Source organism: Cellulosimicrobium sp. SJTW-1, from assembly GCF_047716875.1.
Classification (GTDB): Bacteria; Actinomycetota; Actinomycetes; order Actinomycetales; family Cellulomonadaceae; genus Cellulosimicrobium; species Cellulosimicrobium funkei.
Genome location: NZ_CP136680.1, coordinates 4,228,528 through 4,253,393 on the forward strand (window position 1 = coordinate 4,228,528; position 24,866 = coordinate 4,253,393).

At 72.0% G+C, this 24,866-nt stretch carries 16 protein-coding genes and 1 pseudogene; 10 read left to right on the forward strand and 7 right to left on the reverse strand.

What is annotated here, in order from left to right:
• Positions 1-309: 309 nt before the first annotated feature.
• Both RSE42_RS19005 and RSE42_RS19010 read left to right on the forward strand, forming a co-directional pair.
• Entirely contained in the window at positions 310-1,479 is a 1,170-nt protein-coding gene (locus RSE42_RS19005) for a choice-of-anchor L domain-containing protein (RefSeq protein WP_415297560.1), read from the forward strand.
• An 801-nt stretch (positions 1,480-2,280) separates the two neighbouring features.
• Complete coding sequence (locus RSE42_RS19010) at positions 2,281-2,907, forward strand: PAS and ANTAR domain-containing protein (protein WP_415297561.1); 627 nt, start codon at positions 2,281-2,283, stop codon at positions 2,905-2,907.
• Between the two features lie 430 nt (positions 2,908-3,337).
• Here the strand turns inward: RSE42_RS19010 and RSE42_RS19015 are convergent, their stop codons facing one another.
• On the reverse strand, positions 3,338-5,986 hold the full coding sequence (locus tag RSE42_RS19015; protein ID WP_415297562.1) for a replicative DNA helicase: 2,649 nt from the start codon (positions 5,984-5,986) through the stop codon (positions 3,338-3,340).
• Between the two features lie 403 nt (positions 5,987-6,389).
• On the opposite strand from RSE42_RS19015, the gene RSE42_RS19020 reads away from it, so the two are divergent.
• Positions 6,390-7,754 (forward strand): MATE family efflux transporter, encoded by a 1,365-nt coding sequence (locus tag RSE42_RS19020; RefSeq protein ID WP_415298942.1) that lies wholly within the window; start codon positions 6,390-6,392, stop codon positions 7,752-7,754.
• A gap of 96 nt (positions 7,755-7,850) precedes the next feature.
• Here the strand turns inward: RSE42_RS19020 and rplI are convergent, their stop codons facing one another.
• The 5 genes from rplI to RSE42_RS19045 all read right to left on the reverse strand — a co-directional run bounded on the left by rplI (position 7,851) and on the right by RSE42_RS19045 (position 12,215).
• A complete protein-coding gene (gene rplI / locus RSE42_RS19025; protein WP_021481585.1) occupies positions 7,851-8,297 on the reverse strand; it encodes a 50S ribosomal protein L9 in 447 nt (148 codons plus the stop codon).
• Positions 8,298-8,316: 19 nt separating this feature from the next.
• Positions 8,317-8,553, reverse strand: coding sequence for a 30S ribosomal protein S18 (gene rpsR, locus RSE42_RS19030; RefSeq protein WP_021481584.1), 237 nt, complete (start codon positions 8,551-8,553; stop codon positions 8,317-8,319).
• A gap of 101 nt (positions 8,554-8,654) precedes the next feature.
• The gene (locus RSE42_RS19035) at positions 8,655-9,200 is read right to left on the reverse strand and encodes a single-stranded DNA-binding protein (protein WP_021481583.1); all 546 of its coding nucleotides are present in this window, start codon (positions 9,198-9,200) and stop codon (positions 8,655-8,657) included.
• Positions 9,201-9,354: 154 nt separating this feature from the next.
• A complete protein-coding gene (rpsF, locus tag RSE42_RS19040) occupies positions 9,355-9,645 on the reverse strand; it encodes a 30S ribosomal protein S6 (RefSeq protein WP_009863694.1) in 291 nt (96 codons plus the stop codon).
• A gap of 152 nt (positions 9,646-9,797) precedes the next feature.
• Positions 9,798-12,215: a transglycosylase domain-containing protein gene (locus RSE42_RS19045; RefSeq protein ID WP_415297563.1), complete on the reverse strand. Its 2,418-nt coding sequence runs from the start codon at positions 12,213-12,215 to the stop codon at positions 9,798-9,800.
• Between the two features lie 413 nt (positions 12,216-12,628).
• Here RSE42_RS19045 and RSE42_RS19050 point away from each other — a divergent pair, with 413 nt between their 5' ends.
• The 4 genes from RSE42_RS19050 (at position 12,629) to RSE42_RS19065 (ending at position 18,186) form a co-directional block, all read left to right on the forward strand.
• Positions 12,629-13,324, forward strand: coding sequence for a PadR family transcriptional regulator (locus RSE42_RS19050; RefSeq protein WP_021482833.1), 696 nt, complete (start codon positions 12,629-12,631; stop codon positions 13,322-13,324).
• The gene (locus RSE42_RS19055; protein WP_021482832.1) at positions 13,321-14,412 is read left to right on the forward strand and encodes an inositol-3-phosphate synthase; all 1,092 of its coding nucleotides are present in this window, start codon (positions 13,321-13,323) and stop codon (positions 14,410-14,412) included. Before RSE42_RS19050 ends, RSE42_RS19055 begins: the two co-directional genes overlap by 4 nt.
• Positions 14,413-14,949: 537 nt before the next feature.
• Positions 14,950-16,281 carry an MFS transporter gene (locus RSE42_RS19060; RefSeq protein ID WP_415297564.1) on the forward strand — a complete coding sequence of 444 codons (1,332 nt, stop codon included), beginning with the start codon at positions 14,950-14,952 and terminating at the stop codon, positions 16,279-16,281.
• Positions 16,282-16,608: 327 nt separating this feature from the next.
• Positions 16,609-18,186: an MDR family MFS transporter gene (locus tag RSE42_RS19065; protein WP_255180024.1), complete on the forward strand. Its 1,578-nt coding sequence runs from the start codon at positions 16,609-16,611 to the stop codon at positions 18,184-18,186.
• 133 nt (positions 18,187-18,319) lie between these two features.
• Here the strand turns inward: RSE42_RS19065 and RSE42_RS19070 are convergent, their stop codons facing one another.
• Positions 18,320-19,753 carry a CCA tRNA nucleotidyltransferase gene (locus RSE42_RS19070; protein WP_415298943.1) on the reverse strand — a complete coding sequence of 478 codons (1,434 nt, stop codon included), beginning with the start codon at positions 19,751-19,753 and terminating at the stop codon, positions 18,320-18,322.
• A 173-nt stretch (positions 19,754-19,926) separates the two neighbouring features.
• Between RSE42_RS19070 and RSE42_RS19075 the strand changes: the two are divergent.
• From RSE42_RS19075 to murJ, 3 genes and pseudogenes are all read left to right on the forward strand, one after another.
• A pseudogene (locus tag RSE42_RS19075) lies at positions 19,927-20,514 on the forward strand (NUDIX hydrolase); the annotation flags it as partial.
• A 128-nt stretch (positions 20,515-20,642) separates the two neighbouring features.
• Entirely contained in the window at positions 20,643-22,928 is a 2,286-nt protein-coding gene (locus RSE42_RS19080) for a DUF6049 family protein (RefSeq protein WP_415297565.1), read from the forward strand.
• Positions 22,925-24,847, forward strand: a complete 1,923-nt coding sequence (gene murJ / locus RSE42_RS19085) for a murein biosynthesis integral membrane protein MurJ (protein ID WP_415297566.1) — start codon at positions 22,925-22,927, stop codon at positions 24,845-24,847. The genes RSE42_RS19080 and murJ overlap by 4 nt, the downstream gene beginning before the upstream one ends.
• The last annotated feature ends 19 nt before the right edge of the window (positions 24,848-24,866 follow it).

Here is a 24,866-nt window from a genome sequence, read left to right on the forward strand (position 1 = left end):
CCTCCAGTGATGGTCACGCCACCAGCCGGACCCCGCAAGCGTTGTCTCGTAAACGGAGGGCACGCCAACTGGTGACGGTCGGGCGATGTGATCGCTCTCAACGGTCCGTGACCTGGTGAGATCCATTCGAGGGTATGGCCGCTGTGATGTACCTCACAGTGGAAGCTCTGCCCGGATCCCTTGCTCTCCTGCGTCCGCGCCCCCAATACTCGGCGGTACTCCGTGTGTGGACATCCCCCGCGGCCGGATCACCTCGGCCGCGCCGTCCGACCGCAGCCGCGCTGCGGCCCAACAGACCAACGGAGCACCATGTCCACGAACAACCGCGCGAACAGAAGGCGCACAGCACGCCTCGAGAGCCTCGGGGCCACCGGTCTCGCGATCGCGCTCGTCACCGCCCTGCCACACACCGCCACCGCATCTCCCGGACAGGACGCCACCAGTCTCAGGGAGATCTCCGCGACCGACCTCGCCGCCGCCCTGGCGGGCGAGAACGTCACGATCACCAACGCGACCTTCACCGGCGCCGACTTCCAGGCAGGTCTGCTCAGCGGTTTCGACTCCGCGCTCCTCGTGCCGTCGCAACAGACCGGTGTCGCGCTGAGCACCGGGTCGGTCATCGATCCCAACCCCGCATCCCCCGACGACGTCGACTTCACCCGGTCCTCGCTCATCGGACCGAACACGAGCCTCACCACGACCGGAGATCTCGGCCTGCCCGGCCATCCCGCGCTCGACACGCAGTCCGGCGCGACGACCTACGACGCCGCCGTCCTCACTCTCGAGGTCGTCCCTGCCGGTGCGACGCTCTCCCTCGGGTACGTGTTCGGCAGTGAGGAATACGGGGGTGGGGACGGTGGTACGAGCACGTCCAACCCCAACCCCGGTGGATCCTGGGCAGAACGCGGCTACGGCGATGCCTTCGCGATCACCGTCGACGGCGAGCTCTGCTCGACCGTGCCCGGCACGGACTCGCCTGTCGGGACGACGACAGTCGTCGAGGGCTCACCGCAGCTCGTCACCAACTTCGAGGGCACCGACCCCGCCGCAGGCGGCTACGACACCGAGCTCAACGCCTTCACCGTTCCCATGACCTGCGAGACGCAGGTCACGCCGGGAGAGGCGGTGTCTGTACAGATCGCGGTCGCGGACACCCTCGACGGGCACCTCGACTCCGCCGTCGTGCTCACCGGTGCGTCGCTCGTGTCGACCGACGTGCCTCCGGAGCCGACACCGGAGCCCACTCCCACACCGACACCGACCGACGAGCCCACCGATCCGGCCCCCTCCCCCTCGGACCCCGGTCCAGGCGCAGGCACCGGTGACGGCACCGGTGGCCCCAACGGGGGCGCCGGAGGCAAGGGACTCGCCTACACCGGGGCAGACATCGCGGGCATGATCACGCTCGCGGTGGGACTGCTTGGGACCGGTGCAGGAGCCTGGTGGTACGCACGTCGTCGCGGCGTCATCGCGTCCTAGAACCGCTCGAGGCTCGCATGTCGCTGTCCTCCCATGAGTGCCGCGGCTTCCTCCCCAGTGATCGCACGCGACATGCGAACGATGCCTGAGCGATCGCGGGCCGGCCCCGATGCAGGGGTCGGCCCGCACATGGGACACAGGCAATCCGTGCCGGGTCGCCCACCACCGGACGGCATCGTCAAACAGAGACGCACCTACCCGAACTCAAGGGACAGTCGTGTGTCCGTTTCCGTGGGTCACCCGGGACGGCAGGACCTGGCGTGCCCAGGACTCTGGCCCGGGAGTTCGAGATCAATCGGGCTCCAGATGGTCACGAGTGGACCCTGCACACGCCAGGGCACATCTGGCACGACACCCCAGCCTTGAGCTGGCGAAAGAGGTCGCGGCACTCGCCGCCGGCGTGCTCGACGACGACCGCCGCCGTACGTCGATCTACCGCGTCGTGACTGTCTATGGTGCCCACTACGGGGACGAGTTCGGTGCTTACTGCGACGAGGACACGCTCGCGATGATTCGGCTGCGGAGGCACGCGGGGGCGCTTCCCTGGCACGTACAAGCGGTCACCGTCACTCCCCCGGTGGGCACTGCAGGGTGGCTCGAGGGTGAAGCGTGCGGGCGCTTCTCGAGCCGCCGGCTGCTTCACCACCGGCGCCCGCTACGGCACGTCGGCCGCACATCCGCGCTAGGAGCACTTCCCGGGACCTTGCGAGTGCCCGACCGGGGGAAGCGTCGTACGGTCGAGGAGTACTTACGAGTCTGGACCTGGCTCGTCACCTCTCTTCAAGCAGACGGAGACGCCCCATGACCACTGACTTCCACGCGCTCGAGCAAGCCCTCGCCCGCGGAGCCGAACAGAACATCGGGCAGTATCGCCTCGACCTCGCCACGAGCCGGTGGTGGTGGTCGCCCGAGACGTACCGGATGCACGGCTTCGAGCCGGGCGAGGTCGTGCCGACCACTGAGCTGATCTTCGCCCACAAGCACCCCGACGACCGCGACCGGGCCCGCACCATGCTCGAGGAGGCGTGCCGCACCGGGGAGCCGTTCTCGAGCGTCCACCGGATCATGGACGCCCACGGCAAGCAGCGATCCCTCGTCATCGTCGGGCAAGGACGACGCGACCGCGACACCGGCGAGGTCAGCGAGCTGATGGGCTATTTCATCGACATCACCCGCACCGTCAAGGCCCACGCGCAGGAGCAAACGCGGCGCGACATCCAGGCCTCGGCAGCCACTCGCGGGCCGATCGAGCAAGCCAAGGGCATCGTCACCGGCGCGCTCGGTGTCGACCCCGAGGAGTCCTTCCAGATGCTCAAGCGCGCCTCGAACGACCAGAACGTCCCGCTGCGTGACCTCTCCCGGCTCGTCGTCGACGAGGCGTCATGCGGACGCGCCAGCGCCGAGCATGTGACGAACCTGCTCACCTGACCCACACGGACGCGCCCGGCGGCGCCGGACTACCGGCCTTCGCGACAGGCGCGGCAACGCCGGCGCCCGTCCGAAGCGTAGACGCTCGTGTTCTGGGGCGTGTACTCGTGCACGTGCGGGCAGTGCATCTTGGCCGTCCTGGCCTGCTGGTCCGCGCCGCCACCGACACCCTCCGCGCTCCCGATGCGGTACCACCTCTCGATCCGAGCGATCGCCGACCGGAACACTGAACCGGTGGGCAAGTGGTGTGGACGTGTTGCCCCTCCTGTAGGAGCTCACTCACCAACCACTGACGGGCCTGGACCGCCGCTCAGCGGCACACCTCACCCGGAGCGTTCGCGCAACACTGCGCAGCGTGCGGGTTAACTAGACGCAAGATCGGGCAAAGTAGCCTGCATCTCGACAGCTGCACGTCGACAACAACACGTCACTACATCTGCATGTCGGCGAAGCGCTGGTAGTGGCCCTGGAACGCGACGGTGATCGTGTCGGTGGGACCGTTACGGTGCTTGGCGACGATGAGATCCGCCTCGCCCGCGCGTGGCGACTCCTTCTCGTAGGCGTCCTCGCGGTGGAGCAGAATCACGACGTCGGCGTCCTGCTCGATGCTGTTGTGTGCCGCGATGCCGTTCGCGACGAAGTTGTGCCCGTCGAGGACTGTGGCGTCGTAGACCTGCTTCTCCCCCATCGGCTCGATCGAGACGACCTCGTCCCACAGGAGGTCGTTGACGGCCATGATCTCCAGCTCCTCGCTCTCGAGCACAGCCGCGATCTTGCCGAGGCGGTGCCTCGACGGGGAGTTCTTCCACAGCGCGCTGCCGCAAAACTCGGTGCCGATCGCTGCCGCGAACTCGCGGTGCGTCATGCCGCGCTCGACGAGGATCTCGCGGACGTCGTCCCAGACCCGGCGCGGGACGGTGTCGACGTTCGTGTTGGCCCGCGTCTCGCGGATGATCGTCAGCAGCTTCTCGGCGACATCGCCGCGGTCGCCGTGCACGCCGATCTCCTGGAGGAAGCGGCGCTGGTCATCCACCCCGCTCACGTCGAGCGTGTACCCGGGGCGGTACGACCCCTTGGGTGTCGCCGTGCGCACGCGCGTCGAAATGCCGAAGCGGAGCAGGAGGCGCGACAGCCCGTCGACGACCTCACGGGACGTCGAGGCGTAGTAGATCCGACCGCTGCGCCCGTTCTTGTTGATCGTCACCGAGCCGTCCGTGGCCCAGATGTGCTTGATGAAGAGCGCGATCTGACGCTTGGACAGGTGGAAGACGCTCGTCGGGATGAACTTCTCGTGGCTGCGCGCCCCGAACAGGCCCAGGTCGTCGAGCCACTCGGCGATGGGGTTCCGGCGACCCCGAGCGAGACGGTAGGGCGCCGGGAGGCGCAGGGTCGTGACCCTTGCGGCGGCATACTCGTCGCGGATCGGGGTGATGCCGAAAGCGCCTGCGGCCTCGGAGACGGTCGCGAGGTTCCGCTCATCGATCGAGGCGTAGCGGATCGGCTGGCGCTTCACGAACGACCCGTCACCGAGGAGGTGCGCGAGCATGACGACCTTGCGGTCGTCCCACTCCAGGTTCCGCTCCGGCCCCGGCACGTGGCGCGGCACACCGATGCGTGAGCCCACCTCCAGGTCCCCGAGCGCCGTCCAGCCGTCGTAGGTGAGGAACGGGTGGTTCGCCGTCGCCTCGATCTCCTTGCCCGACGCGAGGCGCATCCTGAACACCGGCTTCACTCCGGTGGGGAACACGTGGGTGAGGTGACGGCGCACGTACTGGAGCCGGTCGTTGAGCGCCCACACGGGGACGTCCTTGGCGTTGAGCGCGAACAGCTCACCGAGACTGGTCTCCGCGCCGGTGTCCGCGCGCAGGATCTTCGTGTCCTCGGTGAGGCAGCCCGACTCACGCAGGTCGCTCATCTGCGGCTTCTTGTCGCCACGCTGTTCCGGACCACGGTTCAGCTGCGAGATCGCGATGACAGGAACCTCGAGCTCCTTCGCGAGCAACTTGAGCGCACGCGAGAACTCCGAGACCTCCTGCTGGCGCGACTCGACGCGCTTGCCGGAGCTCATGAGCTGGAGATAGTCGATGACGACGAGCTTGAGGTCGTGCCGCTGCTTGAGCCGTCGACACTTGGCCCGGATCTCCATGAGCGACATGTTCGGCGAGTCGTCGATGAACAGCGGGGCCTCGGCGACCTTGCCCATCGTCGAGGCCAGCTTCTGCCAGTCCTGCTCGTCCATCTTCCCGGAACGCATCCGCGTGAGCGGCACCTTCGCCTCGGCGGCGAGCAGACGCATCGTGATCTCGTTGCGGCTCATCTCCAGGGAGAAGATGACGGCCGCCATTTGGTGGTGCACCGCGGCGTGCGTCGCAACATTGATTCCTAGAACGGATTTTCCAATGGCCGGGCGCGCCGCGACGACGATCATCTGGCCCGGGTGCAGGCCGTTGGTGAGCCGGTCGAAGTCGGAGTAGCCGGTAGGGACGCCGGTCATGCCCTCGCCGCGCCCCTGGGCGGCCTCGATCTCGTCGAACGTGGGCCCGAGGATCTCGGCGAGGGGGAGGTAGTCCTCCGTGGTGCGCCGCTCCGTCACGGCGTAGACCTCGGCCTGGGCGTTGTTGACGATCTCGTCGACGTCGCCGCCGTCGGTCGCGTAGCCGAGCTGCACGATGCGCGTGCCCGCCTCGACGAGACGGCGGAGGACCGCACGCTCGCGGACGATGCGCGCGTAGTACCCGGCGTTGGCGGCGGTCGGCACGCCGGCCATGAGGTCGTGGATGTAGGGCGCGCCGCCGATGCGCTGGAGCTCGCCGCGCTTGGTCAGCTCCGCGACGACGGTGATGGCGTCGGCGGGCTCGCCGCGACCGTAGAGGTCGATGATCGACTCGTAGACGATCTCGTGCGCCGGGCGGTAGAAGTCGGAGCCGCGGATCTGCTCGATGACGTCCGCGATGGCGTCCTTCGACAGCAGCATGCCGCCGAGCACGCTCATCTCGGCGGCGACGTCCTGGGGCGGCGTCCGGTCGAACCCCGACGGCCCCGGTCCCCCGTAGCTCTCCTCGAGCTCCTCGATCGACATGCGCCCCTCGCTCCCCCGGGACTGGAACGGCCCTTGCGGGACCGCACGACCGGGACCACTCTTCGTCGTACACGTGTTCTACCGCGGGCCACCCACACGACTGTCCCGGTGGCCGCGCCCCCCGCCTCCGACAGGCACGACCCCGCGACACTAGATCGCCACCGGACGCCCTGCAAACGGCCCTGTGCACGCCCGGTGGACAGGGACCCCCGTTCCTGTGGACACAGTCCCCCACACTGTGCACACCCGGTGGAAAACGGTGTGGACAACCTCACGATCTTCCTGTGTACATCGCCGTGAGCGGCCTCTGACCAGCCTCATCACTACCCTCAGGGGTGTGGAAGAAAGAAAGTCGGGCGACACGCCGACGACACGCCGGACACCGTCCGGCCACCCCGACGACATCGGGCCGCCGTCCGGCCCCGGTACGTCGTCCACAGGTCGCCGCGCACGGTCCCGGCTCGACCGCGAGATCCTGGCCCTCGCCGTCCCCGCGCTCGGCGCGCTCGTGGCCGAGCCGCTGTTCGTGCTCGTCGACAGCGCCGTCGTCGGCCACCTCGGCACCGCGCAGCTCGCAGGCCTCTCCCTCGCGTCGACCCTCCTCGTGACCCTCGTCGGCCTGTGCGTCTTCCTCGCCTACGCGACCACGGCCGCCGTCGCGCGCCGCATCGGCGCCGGCCACACGCGGGAGGCGCTCCAGTCCGGGATCGACGGCCTCTGGCTCGCCGTCGGGCTGGGTGCGCTCCTCGCGGCCGTCCTGTGGACGACGGCACCGTGGGCCGTCGGCGCGATGGGCGGCACGGGTGAGGTCGCCGAGCACGCCGTGGTGTACCTCCGCTGGTCCGCGCTCGGACTCCCCGGGATGCTCCTCGTCCTCGCGTCCACCGGCGTGCTGCGCGGCATGCAGGACACCCGGACGCCCCTGTGGGTCGCCGCGGGCGGCGCGACCTTCAACGCGGTCCTCAACGTCGTCCTCGTCTACGGGGCAGGGCTCGGGATCGCCGGGTCCGGCATCGGGACGGCCGTCGCCCAACTCACCATGGGCGCGGTACTCGTCGTGGTCGTGGTGCGCGGCGCCCGGCGGCACGGCGCGTCGCTGCGGCCCGCCGCGGGCGGGATCTGGGCCAACGCGCGCGCCGGCGCTCCGCTCTTCGTCCGCACGCTCTCGCTCCGCCTCGCGATCCTCCTCACCGTGTTCGTCGCGACCGGGCTCGGGGAGGTCACGCTCGCGGGCTACCAGGTCGTGAACTCCGTCTGGGGTCTCGCGGCCTTCGCTCTCGACGCGCTCGCCATCGCGGCGCAGGCGCTCGTCGGGCACGGGCTGGGGGCCGACGACGTCCCGCGCGTCCGCGCCGTCCTGCGCCGCACCCTCCAGTGGGGAGTGGCCGCCGGGGCAGGGCTGGGCGTCGTCATGGCCGCGGGTGGCTGGTGGTTCGCGCTCCTCTTCACGTCCGACCCCGAGGTGCGCACCGCCGTCGCCGTCGGCATGGCGGTGTGCGGCGTCCTCCTGCCGATGGCGGGGTGGGTGTTCGTGCTCGACGGCGTCCTCATCGGCGCCGGGGACGGCCGCTTCCTCGCCTGGGCGGGCATGCTCACGCTCGTGGTCTACGCGCCGTTCGCGCTCGCCGTCCGGCACTGGGCGCCCGACGGCGCGGCGGGCCTCGCGTGGCTCTGGCTCGCCTTCGCGGGGGTCTTCATGGCGGCACGCGCCGTCACCACCGGGCTCCGTGCGCGCGGGAGCGCCTGGATGGTCACCGGCACCGCCTGAGGGCTCGACGCGCGCAGCCGGCGACTGGGCCGGACGCGACGAAGGCCCGGCCCCTCCGAGGAGGGGCCGGGCCTTCGTGGACTGCTCAGCAGCAGATCAGGCAGCGACGACCTTCACCGCGAGGGTCGCGGAGACCTCCGGGTGGAGGCGGACGGAGACCGTGTAGTCCCCCGTCGCCTTGATCGGCTGACCGATCTCGATCTTGCGCTTGTCGACCGACGCACCGGCGGCCGTCACGGCGGACGCGATGTCCGCCGTCGTGACGGCGCCGAAGAGGCGACCGGCAGCGCCGGCCTTCGCCTCGACGACGACCGGCTTCGCCTGCAGCGAGTCGCGGATCGCCTTCGCGTCGTCGAGCGACGCGATCTCGCGGGCCTTGCGCGCCTTGCGGATCGCAGTCACCTGCGACTCGGCGCCCTTGGACCACGGCGTGGCGAGCTTGCGCGGGACGAGGAAGTTACGGGCGTACCCGTCCTTCACCTCGACGACGTCGCCGGGCTCACCGAGACCGGTGACCTCGTGGGTCAGGATCAGCTTGGCCATGAGTTCTCTCCCTTCCCGCTCAGCGAGCCGTCGACGTGTACGGCAGCAGCGCCATCTCGCGCGCGTTCTTCACCGCACGGGCGATCTGGCGCTGCTCCTGGACGGAGACGCCGGTCACGCGACGCGCGCGGATCTTGCCGCGGTCGGAGATGAACTTGCGCAGCAGCGCGGTGTCCTTGTAGTCGACCGACTCGATCTTGGCCGACTTCAGCGGGTTGGACTTCTTCTTGGGCTTGCGCACCACAGGCTTCGCCATGGTGTTGCTCCTCTACAAGGTGCGATCCCCGCGTGCGGACCGTGCCGACGAGCGGCGCAGCACCCGCGGGGACGGGTGTGTGTTCTGGGAGTGGCGGACGATCAGAACGGGGGCTCGTCGGAGAACGAGCCACCGGACGACGCGGGACCAGCCGTGGCCCACGGGTCGTCGCTCTGCTGCTGACCGCCGCCGGAGCTGAATCCGCCGCCGGAGGCGCCGCCGGAGTTGGCGCCACCTCCGTAGCCGCCACCGCCGCCGAAGCCGCCGCCACCGCCACCCGAGCGCTGAGCGCGGGTGACCTTGGCAGAGGCGTAGCGCAGGGAGGGACCGATCTCGTCCACCTGCAGCTCGACGACGGTGCGCTTCTCCCCCTCGCGGGTCTCGTACGAGCGCTGGACGAGGCGGCCCTGCACGATGACGCGCATGCCCTTCGTCAGCGACTCCGCGACGTTCTCCGCAGCCTCGCGCCAGATCGAGCAGCGCATGAACAGGGTGTCCCCGTCCTTCCACTCGTTCGACTGGCGGTCGAAGGTCCGCGGCGTGGACGCCACCGTGAAGTTGGCCACCGCCGCACCCGAGGGGGTGAAACGCAGCTCCGGGTCTCCCGTGAGGTTCCCGATCACCGTGATGACGGTGTCACCTGCCATGGCCAGCTCCTTCGTGTGTCGTCTGTGTCGTCGACGGCGCCGTGCGCCTCGCTCGTAACGTTCTCGCGTCGCTCATCCCACCACGCGGCGCCCACACGCGCTACGGCGTGCAGCATCCCGGTGCAGGACGGTCGAACGGGGGAAGCGGGGAGGATCAGCGAGCGTCCGTGCGCAGGATCTTGGTCCGCAGGACGACCTCGTTGAGGCCGAGCTGACGGTCCAGTTCCTTGGCGGTGTCGGAGGTCGACGTGAAGTCGACGACCGCGTAGATGCCCTCGGACTTCTTGTTGATGTCGTACGCCAGGCGGCGACGACCCCAGATGTCCACCTTGTCGACGGAGCCGCCGTCGGTCTTGATGACCGACAGGTACTTGTCGAGCGACGGGGCGACGGTGCGCTCCTCGATCTCGGGGTCGAGGATGATCATCAGTTCGTACTGACGCATGCGGATAACCCACCTCCTCTGGTCTTCGCGGTCACGGTCTCTCCGTGACAGGAGGGTTCATGCTTCATGCTGCTGCCGCCCGACGGGCGGACGGCAGCTCCCCAGGGTACCCGCTCGGCGCGGGCGCCCGGAAATCTGCGGCGACGGGCCGGTCAGCCCCTGCCCGGGATGATGCCGCCGACATTGCCGCCCCCGTTGCCGTTGCCGCCACCCGGGTTGCCGGTACCCGGCTCGCCGGTCTCGCCGGGATCAGGAGTCTCGGGCGGTCCCTCGGTGGGCTCCGGCGGTTGCTGGCCCGGATCGGTGCCCTTGGAGACGACGAGCGCGATGGTCGACCCCGGCGGCACCTGGTCCATCGAGGACTGGCTGATGACGTAGCCCCGCGGCTGCTGGTCGGAGAACTCCTCGGTGATCCGCACCTTGAGGCCGGCGGCCTCGATCTGGGCGCGCGCGGCGCGGGCCTCCATGCCGACGACGGACGGCACGGCCACGTTCTCCGGCTGCTGCGGCTCCTCCGTCTCCTCCGGCGTCGGCTCCTCGGTCGGGGTCTCCGTCGGGGTCTCGGTGGGCGTCTCCGTCGGCTTCGGCTTGGGCGGGGTGTAGTCCGGGAACTCCCCCGCCGGCAGGTTCGCCGCGGCGGTCTGCATGTACGACGTCCAGGCCTCGACCGGCCACGAGCCACCGGTGATCTCGCTGTCGACCCACTTGCCGAACGGCGTGATCTGCTCCTGCTCGCCGTTGGGGCCGGACTGGTAGAGACCCACGACCGTCGCGAGACCGGGGGTGAAGCCGGCGAACCACGCGGACTTGTTGTCCGTCGACGTACCGGTCTTGCCCGCCGCGGGACGACCGATCGCCTGCGCGGGCTTGCCCGACCCCGTCTCGACGACCTGGGAGAGCGCGTACGTCGCCGCCGCCATCACCTCGGGGTCGAACTCCTGCGTCCGGTCGTCGGCGCCCGGCGCCTGGTAGACGAGGTTGCCGCGCGAGTCGGTCACGGACGCCACGATGTGCGGCGTGGCCTTCAGACCCTGCGCCGCGATGGTCGCGTACGCGTTGGTCAGCTCGAGCGGCGTCACCGTCGCGTCACCGAGCACGTTCGCCAGGTTCACCCCGACGTCGGCCTTGATGCCCAGGCGAGCCGCGACGTCCGCGGTCTTCTCCGGCCCGACCTCGAGGTTGAGCTCCGCGTACGCGGTGTTCACCGACTGCGCGGTCGCCTCGGTGAGGTCGACGTTCCCCCAGTCGTGGTCGCCGAAGTTGCGGACCTTCCAGTCCTCGCCGTTGTTGGCGCCGGGGAAGGTCTTGGGCGAGTTGCCGTCGAAGCGCTCGTCGAGCGTGTGCCCGTTCTCCAGGCCCGCGATGAGCGTGAACGGCTTGAACGTCGAGCCGCCCTGCGCCGCACCGGGGGTCGCGCTGTTGTACTGGTTCTCGAGGAAGTTCTTGCCGCCGTAGAGGGCGCGGATCGACCCGTCGTTCGGGTCGACGGAGACGATCGCGGTCCGGAGGTTCGGGGAGACCGGGTTCTCGTCGCGGCCCTCCTGGGGGAGCGAGTCCGCCGTCGCGACGGCGGCCTGCTGCATGGCCGGGTCGATCGTCGTCGTGACCTTGTAGCCCTTGCTCGTGAGGGCGTCCTCGCTGATGCCGATCCCCTCGCCGGCGAGCTCCTTCTCCACCATGGCGAGGAGGTAGCCGGTGGGACCCTCGTACTTCTGGGACTTCACGTACTCCTGCGCCTCGGGGAAGCCCGCGTCCACCGCCGCCTGGTGCTCCTCGGCGGTGATGTGGCCGTCCTCCTCCATGTTCCGCAGCGTCCGCTTCCACCGCTCCTCGGCCTGGGCGTGGTTGACGGCCGGGTCCCAGTTGGTGGGGCTGGGGATGATGCCGGCGATCATCGCGGCCTGCGACACCGTGAGGTCGGCGGCGTTCACGCCGTAGTACTTCTTGGCGGCCGCCTGGATGCCGTAGGCGCCACGACCGAAGTAGATGGTGTTGAGGTAGTTGCCGAGGATCTCGGGCTTGTCCTGCTTCTGGGTGATCTTGACGGCGAGGATCGCCTCGCGCGCCTTGCCCGCGTAGTCGGTCACGGTGTTCGTGTAGTACCGCTCGACGTACTGCTGCGTCAGCGTGGACGCGCCCTGACGGCCGCCACCCTTGATGTTGTTGTAGAAGGCGCGCGCGATGCCCTTGACGTCGACGCCGGAGTTCGTCCAGAACGTGCGGTCCTCGGACGCGACGACCGCGTTGCCGACGTACTCCGGCAGCGTCGCGTAGTCGACGATCTCGCGGTCCTCGACCGCGTACTTGCCCATCTCGGTGGTGCCGTCGCCCCAGTAGACGGTCGACGTCTGGGCGCCGACGCTGGGCAGCTTCGTCGGCACGTCGGTCGTGTACCACGCGGCGACGGCGACGCCCGCGACGAGCGCGATGCCCGTCAGCATGGTCCCGACGACCACGCGCCACGACGGCAGCCAGCGGCGGACGCCCTTGACGTGCGAGCGTGGGTAGTTGAAGAACCGACGGCGCCCGCGCGGGGTCGTCCGTCCGTTCGTCCTCGTGGATCGCGCCACGGTCTACCTTCCTCTGGGGGGCATCGAGGAGCCGGCCCGCGTCGACCGCGGGCCCGCCCGTGGGCCGCCGTGCGGAGACCACCTGACCGACGGGACGGGCCCCGCCTCGGGGGCGGGCCGCCGTCGGGCACGAGGTCGGCGCACGCCGGACCACCCTGAACAATAGGGCGTCACCCTGTCCCGACAAGGGTTCAGCGCACCGTGAGCGGGATCGTCCGCCATTGATTCGCCCGGGCGTCCCGCCGCCTCCGCGGGTTCTTCACATGCCCGGCGACGCGTGTCACAGTCCGGTCAGGATTGCACGACACATCGGGACGACCTAACCTGTCGATGTATCGACTCGATACATCGGGTCGGACAAGATCCCAGCGGGTCCCTCCGGGGCACGCCGAGGAGCGTCAGGAGGTGGGATCGTGCGGAGCAAGACACCTGTGCTCGAGACCGCGATCCTGGGGCTCCTCAAGGAGGCACCGCTGCACGGGTACGAGCTGCGCAAGCGGCTCAACATCATGCTCGGCTCCTTCCGCGTGCTGTCCTACGGCTCGCTGTACCCCGCCCTCAAGTCGCTGGTGGCCCGCGGGCTCATCACCGGCACGGAGCAGTCGGCCGCGCAGTCGACCCTCGCGCCCGCCCTCTCGGGCAAGCGCGCGCGGATCGTCTACGAGCTGACGGCCGAGGGCAAGGAGCACCTCCAGACCGTCCTGGCCTCCTCCGGGCCAGCGGCGTGGGAGGACGAGAGCTTCGACGTCCGGTTCGCGTTCTTCGCGCAGACCGACGCCGAGACCCGCATCCGCATCCTCGAGGGCCGGCGCACCCGGCTCACCGAGAGGCTGGAGGCGGTCAGGGAGTCCGCGGCTCGCACGCGCGAGCGGCTCGACGAGTACACGCTCGAGCTGCAACGTCACGGACTCGAGCAGGTCGAGCGCGAGGTGCGCTGGCTCGACGGTCTCATCACCACCGAGCGCGACAGGAGCTCCGGGCACGCCCGGGGCGCCGCCCGCGCGCGGTCCAGCAGCACCCCGCATCCTGCGGAACCATCCGAGCAGGAGCCCGACGGCGCGAGGCGTCCCGAGGACCCTGGAACAACGAACACCAAGGAGCGAGGATGACCTCCATCCGCGTCGCCATCGTCGGCGTAGGCAACTGCGCATCGTCCCTCGTCCAGGGCGTGCACTTCTACCGTGACGCCGACCCGAGCAGCACCGTCCCGGGCCTCATGCACGTCCAGTTCGGCGACTACCACGTGTCGAGCCTGGAGTTCGTGGCGGCGTTCGACGTCGACGCGAAGAAGGTCGGCTTCGACCTCTCGGAGGCCATCAACGCCTCCGAGAACAACACGATCAAGATCGCGGACGTCCCGCCGCTCGGCGTGACCGTCCAGCGCGGCCCGACCCTCGACGGCGTCGGCAAGTACTACGCGCAGACGATCGAGGAGTCGGACGCGGAGCCGGTCGACGTCGTCGCCGCGCTGCGCGAGGCGCAGGTCGACGTGCTCGTCTGCTACCTCCCCGTGGGCTCGGAGCAGGCCGCGAAGTTCTACGCGCAGGCCGCGATCGACGCCGGCGTGGCGTTCGTCAACGCGCTCCCCGTCTTCATCGCGTCCGACCCGGAGTGGGCCGCGAAGTTCGAGGAGGCCGGCGTCCCGATCGTCGGCGACGACATCAAGTCGCAGGTCGGCGCGACGATCACGCACCGCGTGCTCGCGAAGCTCTTCGAGGACCGCGGCGTCGTGCTGGACCGCACGTACCAGCTCAACGTCGGCGGCAACATGGACTTCAAGAACATGCTCGAGCGCGAGCGCCTGGAGTCCAAGAAGATCTCCAAGACGCAGGCCGTGACCTCGAACCTCGAGGGCCCGCTCGGCGGCAAGAAGGAGGACCGCAACGTCCACATCGGCCCGTCGGACTACGTCGCGTGGCTCGACGACCGCAAGTGGGCGTACGTGCGCCTCGAGGGCCGCGCGTTCGGTGAGGTCCCGCTGAACCTGGAGTACAAGCTCGAGGTGTGGGACTCCCCCAACTCCGCCGGCATCATCATCGACGCCGTCCGCGCCGCGAAGATCGCCAAGGACCGCGGCGTCGGCGGCCCGATCCTCTCGGCCTCGACGTACTTCATGAAGTCCCCGCCGGTCCAGATGGAGGACACGAAGGGCCGTGCGCAGCTGGAGGCCTTCATCGCCGGTGAGGTCGAGCGCTGACCTGGAGCGCAGTGGAGGGTGAGGGCCGAGGTACGAGGCGCTCGCCCGTCACGGAGCGCAAGTTCAGCGCGACCGAAGACGTCGAGCGCTGATCCGGAGTGCAGCGAAGGTCGAGAGCCCGGCACGCTTTTCGCCGGGCTCCCGGCCGTAGCGGAGCGCAGGACCAGCGCGACCGAAGAGTCGAGCGCTGACCTGGAGCCCTGAAAGCTGAGCGCTCCGCCGAGGTAGAGCCCTGGTCGTCCGGCAGGAGGACCAGGGCTCTACCTCGCTCGGCCGGGTTCGCCGTCGGCCGCGGGCACGCCCGAGGTGAGACGGCACCGGCAGGGCGGGGAGGCGCGCCGCGTCGTGGCGGGCCTGGCGGGAGCCGCGAGGGACGAGCGGCGGATGGTAGACGCGGCGCGCCTCCCCGCCCGACCTCCCAGGGCGATCCGCGCCGTCGGCCCCCGACCCGCGCCGTCGGCCCCCGATCCGCCGCACGACGCCCCACGGGGGACAACCGCATGTCCGACCGCACGACGACGAACGTAGGGTGACCGCGTGGGTGTGATCTCCGAGCTGCGGGCGCTGCTGCGTCTGGACGGCTTCCGCAAGCTGTTCGCCGTCCGGCTCGTGTCGCAGGCCGGGGACGGCATGTTCCAGGTCGGCCTGGCGTCGCTCCTGTTCTTCTCCCCCGAGTCGCAGGGCACGGCGGCGGCCATCGCCGGCGCGTTCGCGGTGATGCTCGCGCCGTTCACGATCGTCGGCCCGTTCGCCGGGGTGTTCCTCGACCGGTGGCAGCGGCGTCAGGTCCTCGCGTGGGGCAACGCGGTGCGCGTCGTCATCACGCTCGGCATGGCGGTGCTCATGCTGACGGGCGGGGTGAGCGGCTGGATCTACGCGCTGGGCCTGGCCGCGCTGTCCGTGAACCGCTTCCTGCTCGCCGGGCTCTCGGCGGGCCTGCCGCGGGTCGTCGACGGCCCGCTGCTCCTCACGGCGAACTCCCTCACGCCGACGCTCGGCGCGGGTGCGGCGTTCGTCGGGGGCGGGATCGGCGTGGTGCTCGGGCTGGCGTTCGAGCCGGGCCGGGTCAAGGACTCGTCGGCGCTCGTGTGCGCGGCGCTGGTCTTCGGCGTCGCGTCGCTCCTGGCGCTGCGCCTCGGGCGCACGCAGCTCGGCCCGGAGCGCCCGGCGGAGTCCGCGATCCGCTCGGAGATCGCGCGGGTCGCGCGCGGTCTGGCCGACGGCGCCCGGTACCTCGTCGCGCGCCGCACGCCGGGGCAGGCGCTGCTCGCGATGGCGACGCACCGCTTCCTCTACGGCGTGGTGTTCATCGCGTCGATCCTCATCGCGCGCAACCTCCTGAGCCCGGGCGACCAGGACGCGGGCTTCGTGACGTTCGGGCTGGTCGTGGGGCTCACCGGTGTGGGGGGTGCCGCGGCGGCGGTCATCACCCCGTTCCTGTCGCGCCGGACCGGCCCGCAGGTGTGGATCGCGATCATGCTGCTGCTCGCGGCGGCGAGCCAGCTCCTGCTCGTCACGACGCCGTCGCGCGCGGTGGTGTTCACGGGCGCGACGCTGCTGGGCCTGGCCGCCCAGGGCACGAAGATCGCGGTGGACACGATCGTCCAGCGCGACACGGACGACGAGTTCCGCGGTCGCGCGTTCGCGTTCTACGACGTGCTCTACAACGCGGCATTCGTGGGCGCGGCGGCCCTGGCGGCGTTCACCCTCCCGGACACGGGCTGGTCGCGCGGCGTGTTCGCCGTGCTGGCGGTGGCGTACTGCGTCGCCGCCCTGGTCCTGTGGACGCGGGGCGCGCGCACGCCGTCCGGGCCGGGCGACGCCGTCGTGCCCGACGCCGGGGCCTCCCCCCGCACGTCGCCCGCCTGAGGCGGCCCTCCCCTCGACCGCCTGCGCGACGCGCGCGGGCCGCGTTCTGCCGTCGGCGTACCGATGAGTCCGGGGCGGAAAAGAGGTCGTCACCGTCGGCGGGAATAACGCAGGATGGTGAATGGTCGTACAGGGTACGGATCTCGCGGCGAGCGCCGCGCGGGCCGTCCCGCGTCGCGCCACCCTGCTCGTGGCCCCGCCGACCGAACCGACACCGTCGTCGCGTGCCCCCGCACGCGACGGTCGCGCTGCCCTGCAGCGCACCCTGCCCCCCGACCGGGTCCGACCCTGCGCCCGGGCCGCCACCGACGCGAGCGGAGACACACCGTGACAGCCTCCCCCACCCACGACACCTCGGCCGCCGTCGACCGCCTCCCCCGGGCGGACTTCCTCGTCATCGCGCTGCTGCTCGGCTCGGCGTTCGTCGTGATCCTCAACGAGACGACGATGAGCGTGGCGCTCGCGCCGCTCATGGCGGACCTCGGGATCACCGCGAGCACCGGCCAGTGGCTCACGACGGCGTTCATGCTGACCATGGCCGTCGTCATCCCGGCGACCGGGTTCCTGCTCCAGCGGCTCGGGACGCGCGGCGCCTACCTGCTCGCGATGTCGCTGTTCAGCGCGGGCACGCTGCTCGCCGCGCTCTCCCCCGGCTTCGCGTGGCTGCTCGTCGGGCGCGTCGTCCAGGCGTCGGGCACGGCCATCATGATGCCGCTGCTCATGACGACGATCATGACGCTCGTGCCGCCGGCCATCCGCGGCAAGGTCATGGGCAACATCTCGATCGTCATGGCCGCCGCGCCCGCGCTCGGTCCGTCGCTCTCGGGCCTCATCCTCAACTCCCTGAGCTGGCGGTGGGTCTTCGGCATCGTGCTGCCGATCGGCCTCGTCGCGCTCCTCCTCGGCTTCCTGTACATCCGGGACGTCGCAGACCGTACGCACTCGCGCCTCGACCCGTTCTCCCTGGTCCTCGCGGCGTTCGCGTTCGGCGGGCTCGTTTACGGGCTCTCGAGCATCGGGGAGGCCGCGCGCCACACGCCCGTCGTCCCGCCCGCCGTGCCGCTCGCTCTCGGCGTCCTCGCGCTCGCCGCGTTCGCGTGGCGGCAGATCGTCCTGCAGCGCGAGGACCGCGCCCTGCTCGACCTGCGCGTGTTCACGCACCGCGGGTTCAGCGTGCCGCTCGGCATCATGGCCGTCGGCATGGTCGCGATGTTCGGCTCGCTCATCCTCCTGCCGCTGTTCCTCCAGGACGCGATGGGCCTCGAGCCGCTCGCGACCGGGCTCATCGTGCTCCCGGGTGGGCTCCTCATGGGTCTGCTCGGCCCGACCGTCGGCCGGCTCTACGACCGGGTGGGCCCGCGTCCGCTCGTCATCCCGGGCGTGAGCGTCGTCGCGGTGGCCCTCGCGGCCTTCACGACGATCCACGCGGACTCGTCGCCGTGGTTCGTCCTGGCGCTGCACGTCACGCTGAGCCTGGGCCTCGCGTTCATGTTCACGCCGCTGTTCACGTCGGCGCTCTCGTCGCTCGAGCCGCACCAGTACTCGCACGGCTCCGCGTCGATCGGTACGGTGCAGCAGCTCGCGGGCGCCGCCGGGACCGCGATGTTCGTCGCGGTCATGACGTCGCGGTCGATCGCCTACGGCGAGGCGGGCGCGTCGCCCCGGGTGGCGCTGGCCGAGGGCGTCGGCGACGCGTTCGTCTGGGGCACGGCGGTCATGCTGGTCGCCGTCGGCCTGTCGTTCCTCCTGCGCCGCAGCGCGCCGCCGGCGCACGGCCCCGGCCCGGCTCAGCCCGGGACGCAGGACGCCCCGGTCGAGGACGCCCGCACCGGGGACTCCCGCACCACGGACGCCCGCACCGCGGACGTGAAGGTCGAGGCGGCCCTGGCCACCGACGACGTCTGAGGCCTCCGGCACGACGTCGGACCCGCGAGCACGGCAAGGGGTGCCGCTCTCAGCCCGAGAGCGGCACCCCTGCGGTGTTCCTGCTTCTTCTCGCCCCCGAGCGCTCACCCGCGCGCACGCGGGCGGGCCACGCTCAGGACGCCGACGACTCCGGCTGCTCGGCCCACCACCGCAGGAGGTCCGCGCGCGCCGTCTCCTCGTCGACGGGGCCGCGGTCGAGGCGCAGCTCCAGCAGGTGCTTGTACGCCTTCCCCACCACGGGCCCGGGGCGGATCCCGAGGATCTCCATGATCTGCTGCCCGTCGAGGTCGGGGCGGACGGCGTCGAGCTCCTCCTTCGCCTGGAGGTCGGCGATGCGGCGCTCCAGGTCGTCGTACGACTCGCGCAGCCGCTGGGCCTTGCGCCGGTTGCGGGTCGTGCAGTCGGCGCGCGTGAGGCGGTGCAGGCGCTCGAGCAGCGGGCCGGCGTCGGTCACGTAGCGGCGCACGGCCGAGTCGGTCCACGCGCCGTCGCCGTAGCCGTGGAACCGCAGGTGCAGCTCGACGAGGCGCGCGACGTCCTTGACCACCTGCTTGTCGTACCGCAGCGCCTTGAGCCGCTTGGCGACCATCTTGGCGCCGACGACCTCGTGGTGGTGGAAGCTCACGCCGCCCCCGTCCTCGAACCGGCGCGTGGGCGGCTTGCCGACGTCGTGCAGGAGCGCCGCGAGGCGGAGCACGAGGTCCGGCGCGGGGACGGCGCCGTCGGGCCCGGTCTCCTGCGCGATCGCCTGGTCGAGGACCGTGAGCGAGTGCTCGTACACGTCCTTGTGCCGGTGGTGCTCGTCGATCTCGAGCTTGAGCGCGGGCAGCTCGGGCAGCACGTGGTCGGCGAGGCCCGTGTCCACGAGGACCTCGAGCCCCCGCCGCGGCGCGGCGCCGCACAGCAGCTTCGACAGCTCGTCGCGCACACGCTCGGCCGAGACGATCTCGATGCGCTCGGTCATGAGGACGAGCGCGGCGAGCGTCCCGCCGTCGACGTCGAACTCGAGCTGCGCGGCGAACCGCGCCGCGCGCATCATGCGGAGCGGGTCGTCGTCGAACGACCGCTCGGGGGCGATCGGGGTGCGCAGGACGCGGCGGGCGAGGTCGCCCAGGCCGTCGAACGGGTCGACGAACGCCATGTCGGGCACCCGCACGGCCATCGCGTTGACGGTGAAGTCGCGGCGCGACAGGTCGCCCTCCAGCGTGTCGCCGAACGCGACGACGGGCTTGCGCGACGTCGGGTCGTACTCGTCCGTCCGGTACGTCGTCACCTCGACGACGAGGTCGTCACCGGGGCCGCCGCGCCCGAAGCGCTTCGCGCCGATCGTGCCGAACTCCTTGCCGATGTCCCAGTGCGCGTCGCCCCACCGCGCGAGGATCGCCTCGGTCTCGTCGGGCGACGCGGAGGTGGCGAAGTCGAGGTCGTTGCTCGCCCGCCCGAGGAAGGCGTCGCGGACCGGTCCCCCGACGAGCGCGAGCTCGTGGCCCGCGGCGCGGAACGCCTCGCCGAGCTCGATCGCCGCGGGCGCCATCTCGGTGAGCACCGCGAGGGCCCGGCGCTGCAGCTCGAGCGCGTGCGGCGTCGCGGGCGGTGTCGGCTGGGGCGACGGCGAGGGGGACGAAGGCTGGGGCACGACACCCAAGCCTGCCAGATGCGGCGCCCGCGCCGGGGAGCCGGTCCCGGGGAGGTGGGTGCCCACTCGGTAAAGTTGAACCCATGTCCACCCCCGCGCACGCCGACGACCCCCGGAGGGATCCGGCGGGCGGGCGTGGCGACGGCCGCGGGCAGCCCGCCCCCGTCCCGGCCCCGCCGGGCGGCCACGCCCTCCGCATCGACCCGCGCTCGCGACCGGGCCCCGCGCCGGCGCCCCTCCCGGTGGTCGACGAGGTCTCCGCGGGCGGGCTCGTCATCACGGTCGACGGTGGTCACCCGTGCGCGGCGATCATCGCGCGGCGCAACCGCGGGGGCCGCCTGGAGTGGTGCCTGCCGAAGGGCCACCTGGAGGGCGACGAGACGCCGGAGCAGGCGGCCGTCCGCGAGATCGCGGAGGAGACGGGCATCCGCGGGGCGGTGCAGGAGCCCCTCGGCGTCATCGACTACTGGTTCACCGGTGACGACCGGCGCGTGCACAAGGTCGTCCACCACTTCCTGCTCCGCGCGACGGGCGGGTACCTCACGGTCGAGGGCGACCCGGACGGCGAGGCCGAGGACGTCGCCTGGATCCCGGTCGCGGACCTCCCCGCGCGGCTGGCGTACCCGAACGAGCGGCGCATCGCCGTCGTCGCGCAGGGCGTCCTCGAGGGCCGTCGCACGCGGTTCCACGGGGTGGTCGAGAGTAGGGTGACCCGGACGATCGTCCGCCCGCACGGCCACCCGCACGACGGCCGCGGCGGCCCGGCACCGCCCGCCCCACGGAGCTCGACCGACCACTCATGACGCCCTCCTCCCGCAGCGGTGCGCGCCCTCCCGGCGCCGCGCCGGTCTCGCTCCGCGGTCCGTCCGCACGGCTGCTCGTCGCCCTGCTCCTGGTGCTGGTCGTCGCGGCCGGCGTCCTGCTCGGCGGCACGACGGCGGCCCCGCCCGCCGCGGCCGACACGGTCCCGGAGGGCGAGGACGCGGTGACGCTCGAGCTCACGTCGTTCGCACCGACCGTCCTCGCGCCGGACAGCACCCTCACCGTCACCGCGCGCGTGACGAACGGGACGGAGCAGACGCTCGGCTCCCCCGCGGTGACCCTCGGCGTCGACCGCCGCGCGCTGCGCACGCGGTCCGCGCTCGAGAGCTGGACGACGACCGGTCTCGACGGGCGTGTCGGCGCCACCGTCGCCACCGAGGACGTCGGGCGGCCGCTCGCCCCCGGGGAGAGCGCCGACGTGACGCTCTCCGCGTCGGCCGCCGAGCTCGGCCTCGGCACGGGCAACGACCCGGGCCCGCGCGGCCTGGCGGTCGCCGTGTCCGACGGCGGTACGCGCCTCGCCGTGCAGCGCACGTTCGCGCTCCGGGCCCCGGCGGACGACGTGTCTCCCGTGCGGCTCAGCGTGGTCGCGGCGGTGACGGGCCCCCCGGTCGACCCCGACCCGGTCGCGTACGACGACGCGCTCTCGGCCGCGGTCGCGAGCGAGGGACGGCTCGGCCGCCTGCTCGCCGCGACGGGCGGGACGTCCGACGTGGGCTGGGTCGCCGACCCGGCGCTGCTCGCGGCCGCCGCCGTCGCCGCCGACCCGGCGGTGAACGCCTGGGCGGACGCCGTGAGCGGGGCGACCGCCGGGCGCTCCACGTTCGCGCTGCGCGCCTACGACCCGGACGTCGCGGCGTTCGCGCACGCGGGCCTCGCGCTGCCCGAGGGGACGCCGCTGCCGTCGTCGGGCACCTCGTCCGACCCGGCGTCGGGCACGGCGGCCGACGGCACGACCGACGGCGACGACGACGCCGCGGACACGGGGACCCCCGCTCCCCCGGACCCGACGAACGGGTGGCGCACCGACCTCGCCTGGCCGGCCGACGCCGTCCCCGACCTCGCGACCACGACGCTCGCCGTCGCGTCGGGAGCGACCGCGACGGTCGTCGGCCCGGGCGGCCTCGCGCCGGACGAGTCGCTCACGTACACGCCCTCGGGCGTCGCGACGGTGACGACGTCCGCGGGACCGGTCACGGCGCTCGTCGCCGACCCGGTGCTCACCGCGCTGCTCTCCGCCGGCGACGGCTCCGGCGTCTCCGCCACGCAGCGCCTGCTCGCCGAGACGGCCGTGATCGCGCGCGAGCGCCCCGCCGACCAGCGGCACGTCCTCGCCGCCCTGCCCCGGTCGTGGGAGCCCGAGCCCGGCCTGTTCACGGCGCGGCTCGACGCGCTGCGCGACTCCGGCTGGGTCGACCTCGCGCCCGTGGACCAGCTCCTCGCGGTCGATCCGCCCGCCGTCGACCGCGCGTCCCTGCCCGAGGACACCCCCGCCGACGGCGAGATCGGTGCCGCCGAGCTCCGGTCCCTCGACCGGTCGCGCGCGGAGCTCGCCGCGTTCGCGACGGTCGCGGCGGACCCGACGGCGCTCACGCGCCCGCTCGAGCCGGCGTTCGTCACGCCGACGGCCGTCGCCTACCGCGCGGCGCCGCCGTCGCGCACGCTCGCCGTCCAGCAGGCCGAGCAGCGGTCCGCCGCGGTGCGGGGCGGGCTCTCGGTGGAGACGCGCTCGTCGTTCTTCTTCGTCGCCGAGCAGGAGGACCTGCCGGTCCGGGTGCGCAGCACCCTCACGCAGGACGCGACGGTCCAGGTCGTGCTCCGTCCGGACGACCCCCGGCTGCGGGCCCCGGAGCGCACGACGGTGACGATCCCGGCGGCGACGCGCGACGCGGACGGCGACCTCGTCCCGACCGAGGCCAGCGTCGGGGTGCCGGTCGAGGGCTTCGGGAGCGGCAACGTCACGGTCGAGGTCGAGCTCGTCAGCGCCGCGCAGCCCCAGGTCCGGGTCGCGGAGCCGCAGCAGTTCGTGGTCCGGGTGCGGGCCGACTGGGAGTCCGTCGGCACGGTCGTCGTCGCCGTCCTGCTCGTCATCGCGCTGTTCGCCGGGATCTGGCGCACCGTGCGTCGTGGCCGCTCGCCCCGTCGTCTGGCCGGCGCCACGCTCGACCAGCCGTCACCGCAGGACGCGCCGGCCGCTGCGCCGGCCGCGACGCCGGGCGGGCCCGACGGACCGCCCCGGCGTGACGAGGAGCGCGTCGAGTGAGCCCCGGCCAGCCGCGGCACGTCCGCCCCGCGGGTGCCGGGCGAGGTTCTCGCCCGGGGACGACGCGCGACGCCGTCCCCAGGATCGAAGGCGCGCTCCCGGGCGACCCCGCGGCGTCGGGCACCCCCGACGAGACCGCGGAGGCGGGCGCCAGCGAGGCCCCGGCGCCCCGCACGGGGAGTCTCGGCCGGTCGTCGGCGCTCATGGCGTCCGGCACCTTCGTCTCGCGCGGCCTGGGCCTCGTGCGCAACGTGCTGCTGGTCGCCGCGATCGGCACGACGGGCCTCGTGGCGGACGCGTTCGACGTCGCGAACAAGATCCCCAACGTCCTCTTCGCGATCCTCGCGGGCGGCGTGCTCAACGCCGTCCTCGTCCCGCAGATCGTGCGCGCCTACCGCGCGCGCAACACGCAGGAGCGGCTGGACAAGCTGCTCACGCTCTCGGGCGTGATCCTGCTGGCGCTGTCCGCGCTGCTCACGGCCGGTTCGAGCATCCTCGTCGCGCTGTACACGGGGCCGGGCTGGACGGCGCCGCAGACGTCGCTCGCCGTCGCGTTCGCGTTCTGGTGCACGCCCCAGCTCTTCTTCTACGGCCTGTACACGCTGCTCGGGCAGGTCCTCAACGCGCGGGGGCAGTTCGGCCCGTTCATGTGGGCGCCCGTGCTCAACAACGTCGTGTCGATCGCCGGGTTCGCGGCGTTCATCGCGCTGTACGGCCCCGCGGCGACCGGGAACGTCGACGACCTCACGCAGTGGGACGGGACCAAGATCGCGCTCCTCGCGGGCACCGCGACGCTCGGCGTCGCCGCCCAGGCGCTCATCCTCGTCGTGCCGCTGTGGCGCGCGGGCTTCCGCTGGCACCTGCGGTTCGGCCTCCACGGCATCGGCCTGCGGTCCGCGGGCCAGGTGGCCCTGTGGACGTTCGCCGCCGTCCTCCTGGAGCAGGTCGGTGTCCTGTTCACGACGCGCTTCGCGAGCGAGGCGCCCCGTGCGGCGCTCGCGCAGACCTTCGGGGCCTACCGCGACGACCCCGGCACCCTGGGCGCCGTCACCGGGCTCGTGACGGGCGCCCCCGGCGCCTTCTCGGACGCGCTGGCCGTCGCGGGCAACGCGGCCTACACGCAGGCGCTGATGATCTACCTCCTGCCGCACTCCCTCGTGACCGTCTCCATCGCGACGGCGCTGTTCACGGGCATGAGCGCGGCCGCACACGCGGGCGACCTCGCGCGCGTGCGGCACGACCTCTCGCGCGGCGTCCGCACCGTGGGGGTGTTCACGGTGTTCGCGACGGCGGTCCTCGTCGTCCTCGCCCTGCCCGTCACCAAGCTGCTCGTGCCCTCGGTGGACGCCGCCTCGGGCGAGGCCGTGTCCATGGTGCTGCGCGCCATGGCGCTCGGGCTCGTGCCGCTCGGCGGCATGGTCCTCATGAAGTGGGTCTACTACGCGTTCGAGGACGGGCGCACGGTCTTCTGGATCCAGGTGCCGGGCACGCTCGTGCTCGTCGGCGTGTCGTGGGTCGGCACGCAGGTCCTCCCGCCCCAGCTGTGGGTCGTGGGCATCGGCCTGGCGATGAGCCTGTCCAACCTCGTGGCGGTCGGGCTGCGCACCGTCGGCCTGCGGCGCACCCTCCACGGGCTCGACGGTGCACGGATCCTCCGCCTGCACGTCAAGGCCGGCCTCGCCGCGCTCGTGAGCGCCGTCGCCGGGTGGGGCGTGCTGCGGGCCTTCGTCGTGCTCTCGGGTGACCCCGCCGACGGGATCTACGGGCTCTCGTGGTGGCAGTCGGTCGTCGTCGTGGCGGTCGGCGGCACCGTGATGGGCCTCGTCTACGCGGGCGGCCTCAAGCTCATGCGCGTGCGGGAGCTCGACCAGCTCGCGGGACCGCTCGTGGGCCGCGTCAGACGCCTCGTCCGCCGGTGACGCGACACGTCTGACGTGC

Bases quoted from the DNA above. Each gene is read 5' to 3' on its own strand.
- RSE42_RS19005 (WP_415297560.1), top strand. From the start codon at position 310: ATGTCCACGAACAACCGCGCGAACAGAAGGCGCACAGCACGCCTCGAG.
- RSE42_RS19010 (WP_415297561.1), top strand. From the start codon at position 2,281: ATGACCACTGACTTCCACGCGCTCGAGCAAGCCCTCGCCCGCGGAGCC.
- RSE42_RS19015 (WP_415297562.1), bottom strand. From the start codon at position 5,986: ATGTCGATCGAGGAGCTCGAGGAGAGCTACGGGGGACCGGGGCCGTCG.
- rplI (WP_021481585.1), bottom strand. From the start codon at position 8,297: ATGGCCAAGCTGATCCTGACCCACGAGGTCACCGGTCTCGGTGAGCCC.
- rpsR (WP_021481584.1), bottom strand. From the start codon at position 8,553: ATGGCGAAGCCTGTGGTGCGCAAGCCCAAGAAGAAGTCCAACCCGCTG.
- RSE42_RS19035 (WP_021481583.1), bottom strand. From the start codon at position 9,200: ATGGCAGGTGACACCGTCATCACGGTGATCGGGAACCTCACGGGAGAC.
- rpsF (WP_009863694.1), bottom strand. From the start codon at position 9,645: ATGCGTCAGTACGAACTGATGATCATCCTCGACCCCGAGATCGAGGAG.
- RSE42_RS19055 (WP_021482832.1), top strand. From the start codon at position 13,321: ATGACCTCCATCCGCGTCGCCATCGTCGGCGTAGGCAACTGCGCATCG.
- RSE42_RS19080 (WP_415297565.1), top strand. From the start codon at position 20,643: ATGACGCCCTCCTCCCGCAGCGGTGCGCGCCCTCCCGGCGCCGCGCCG.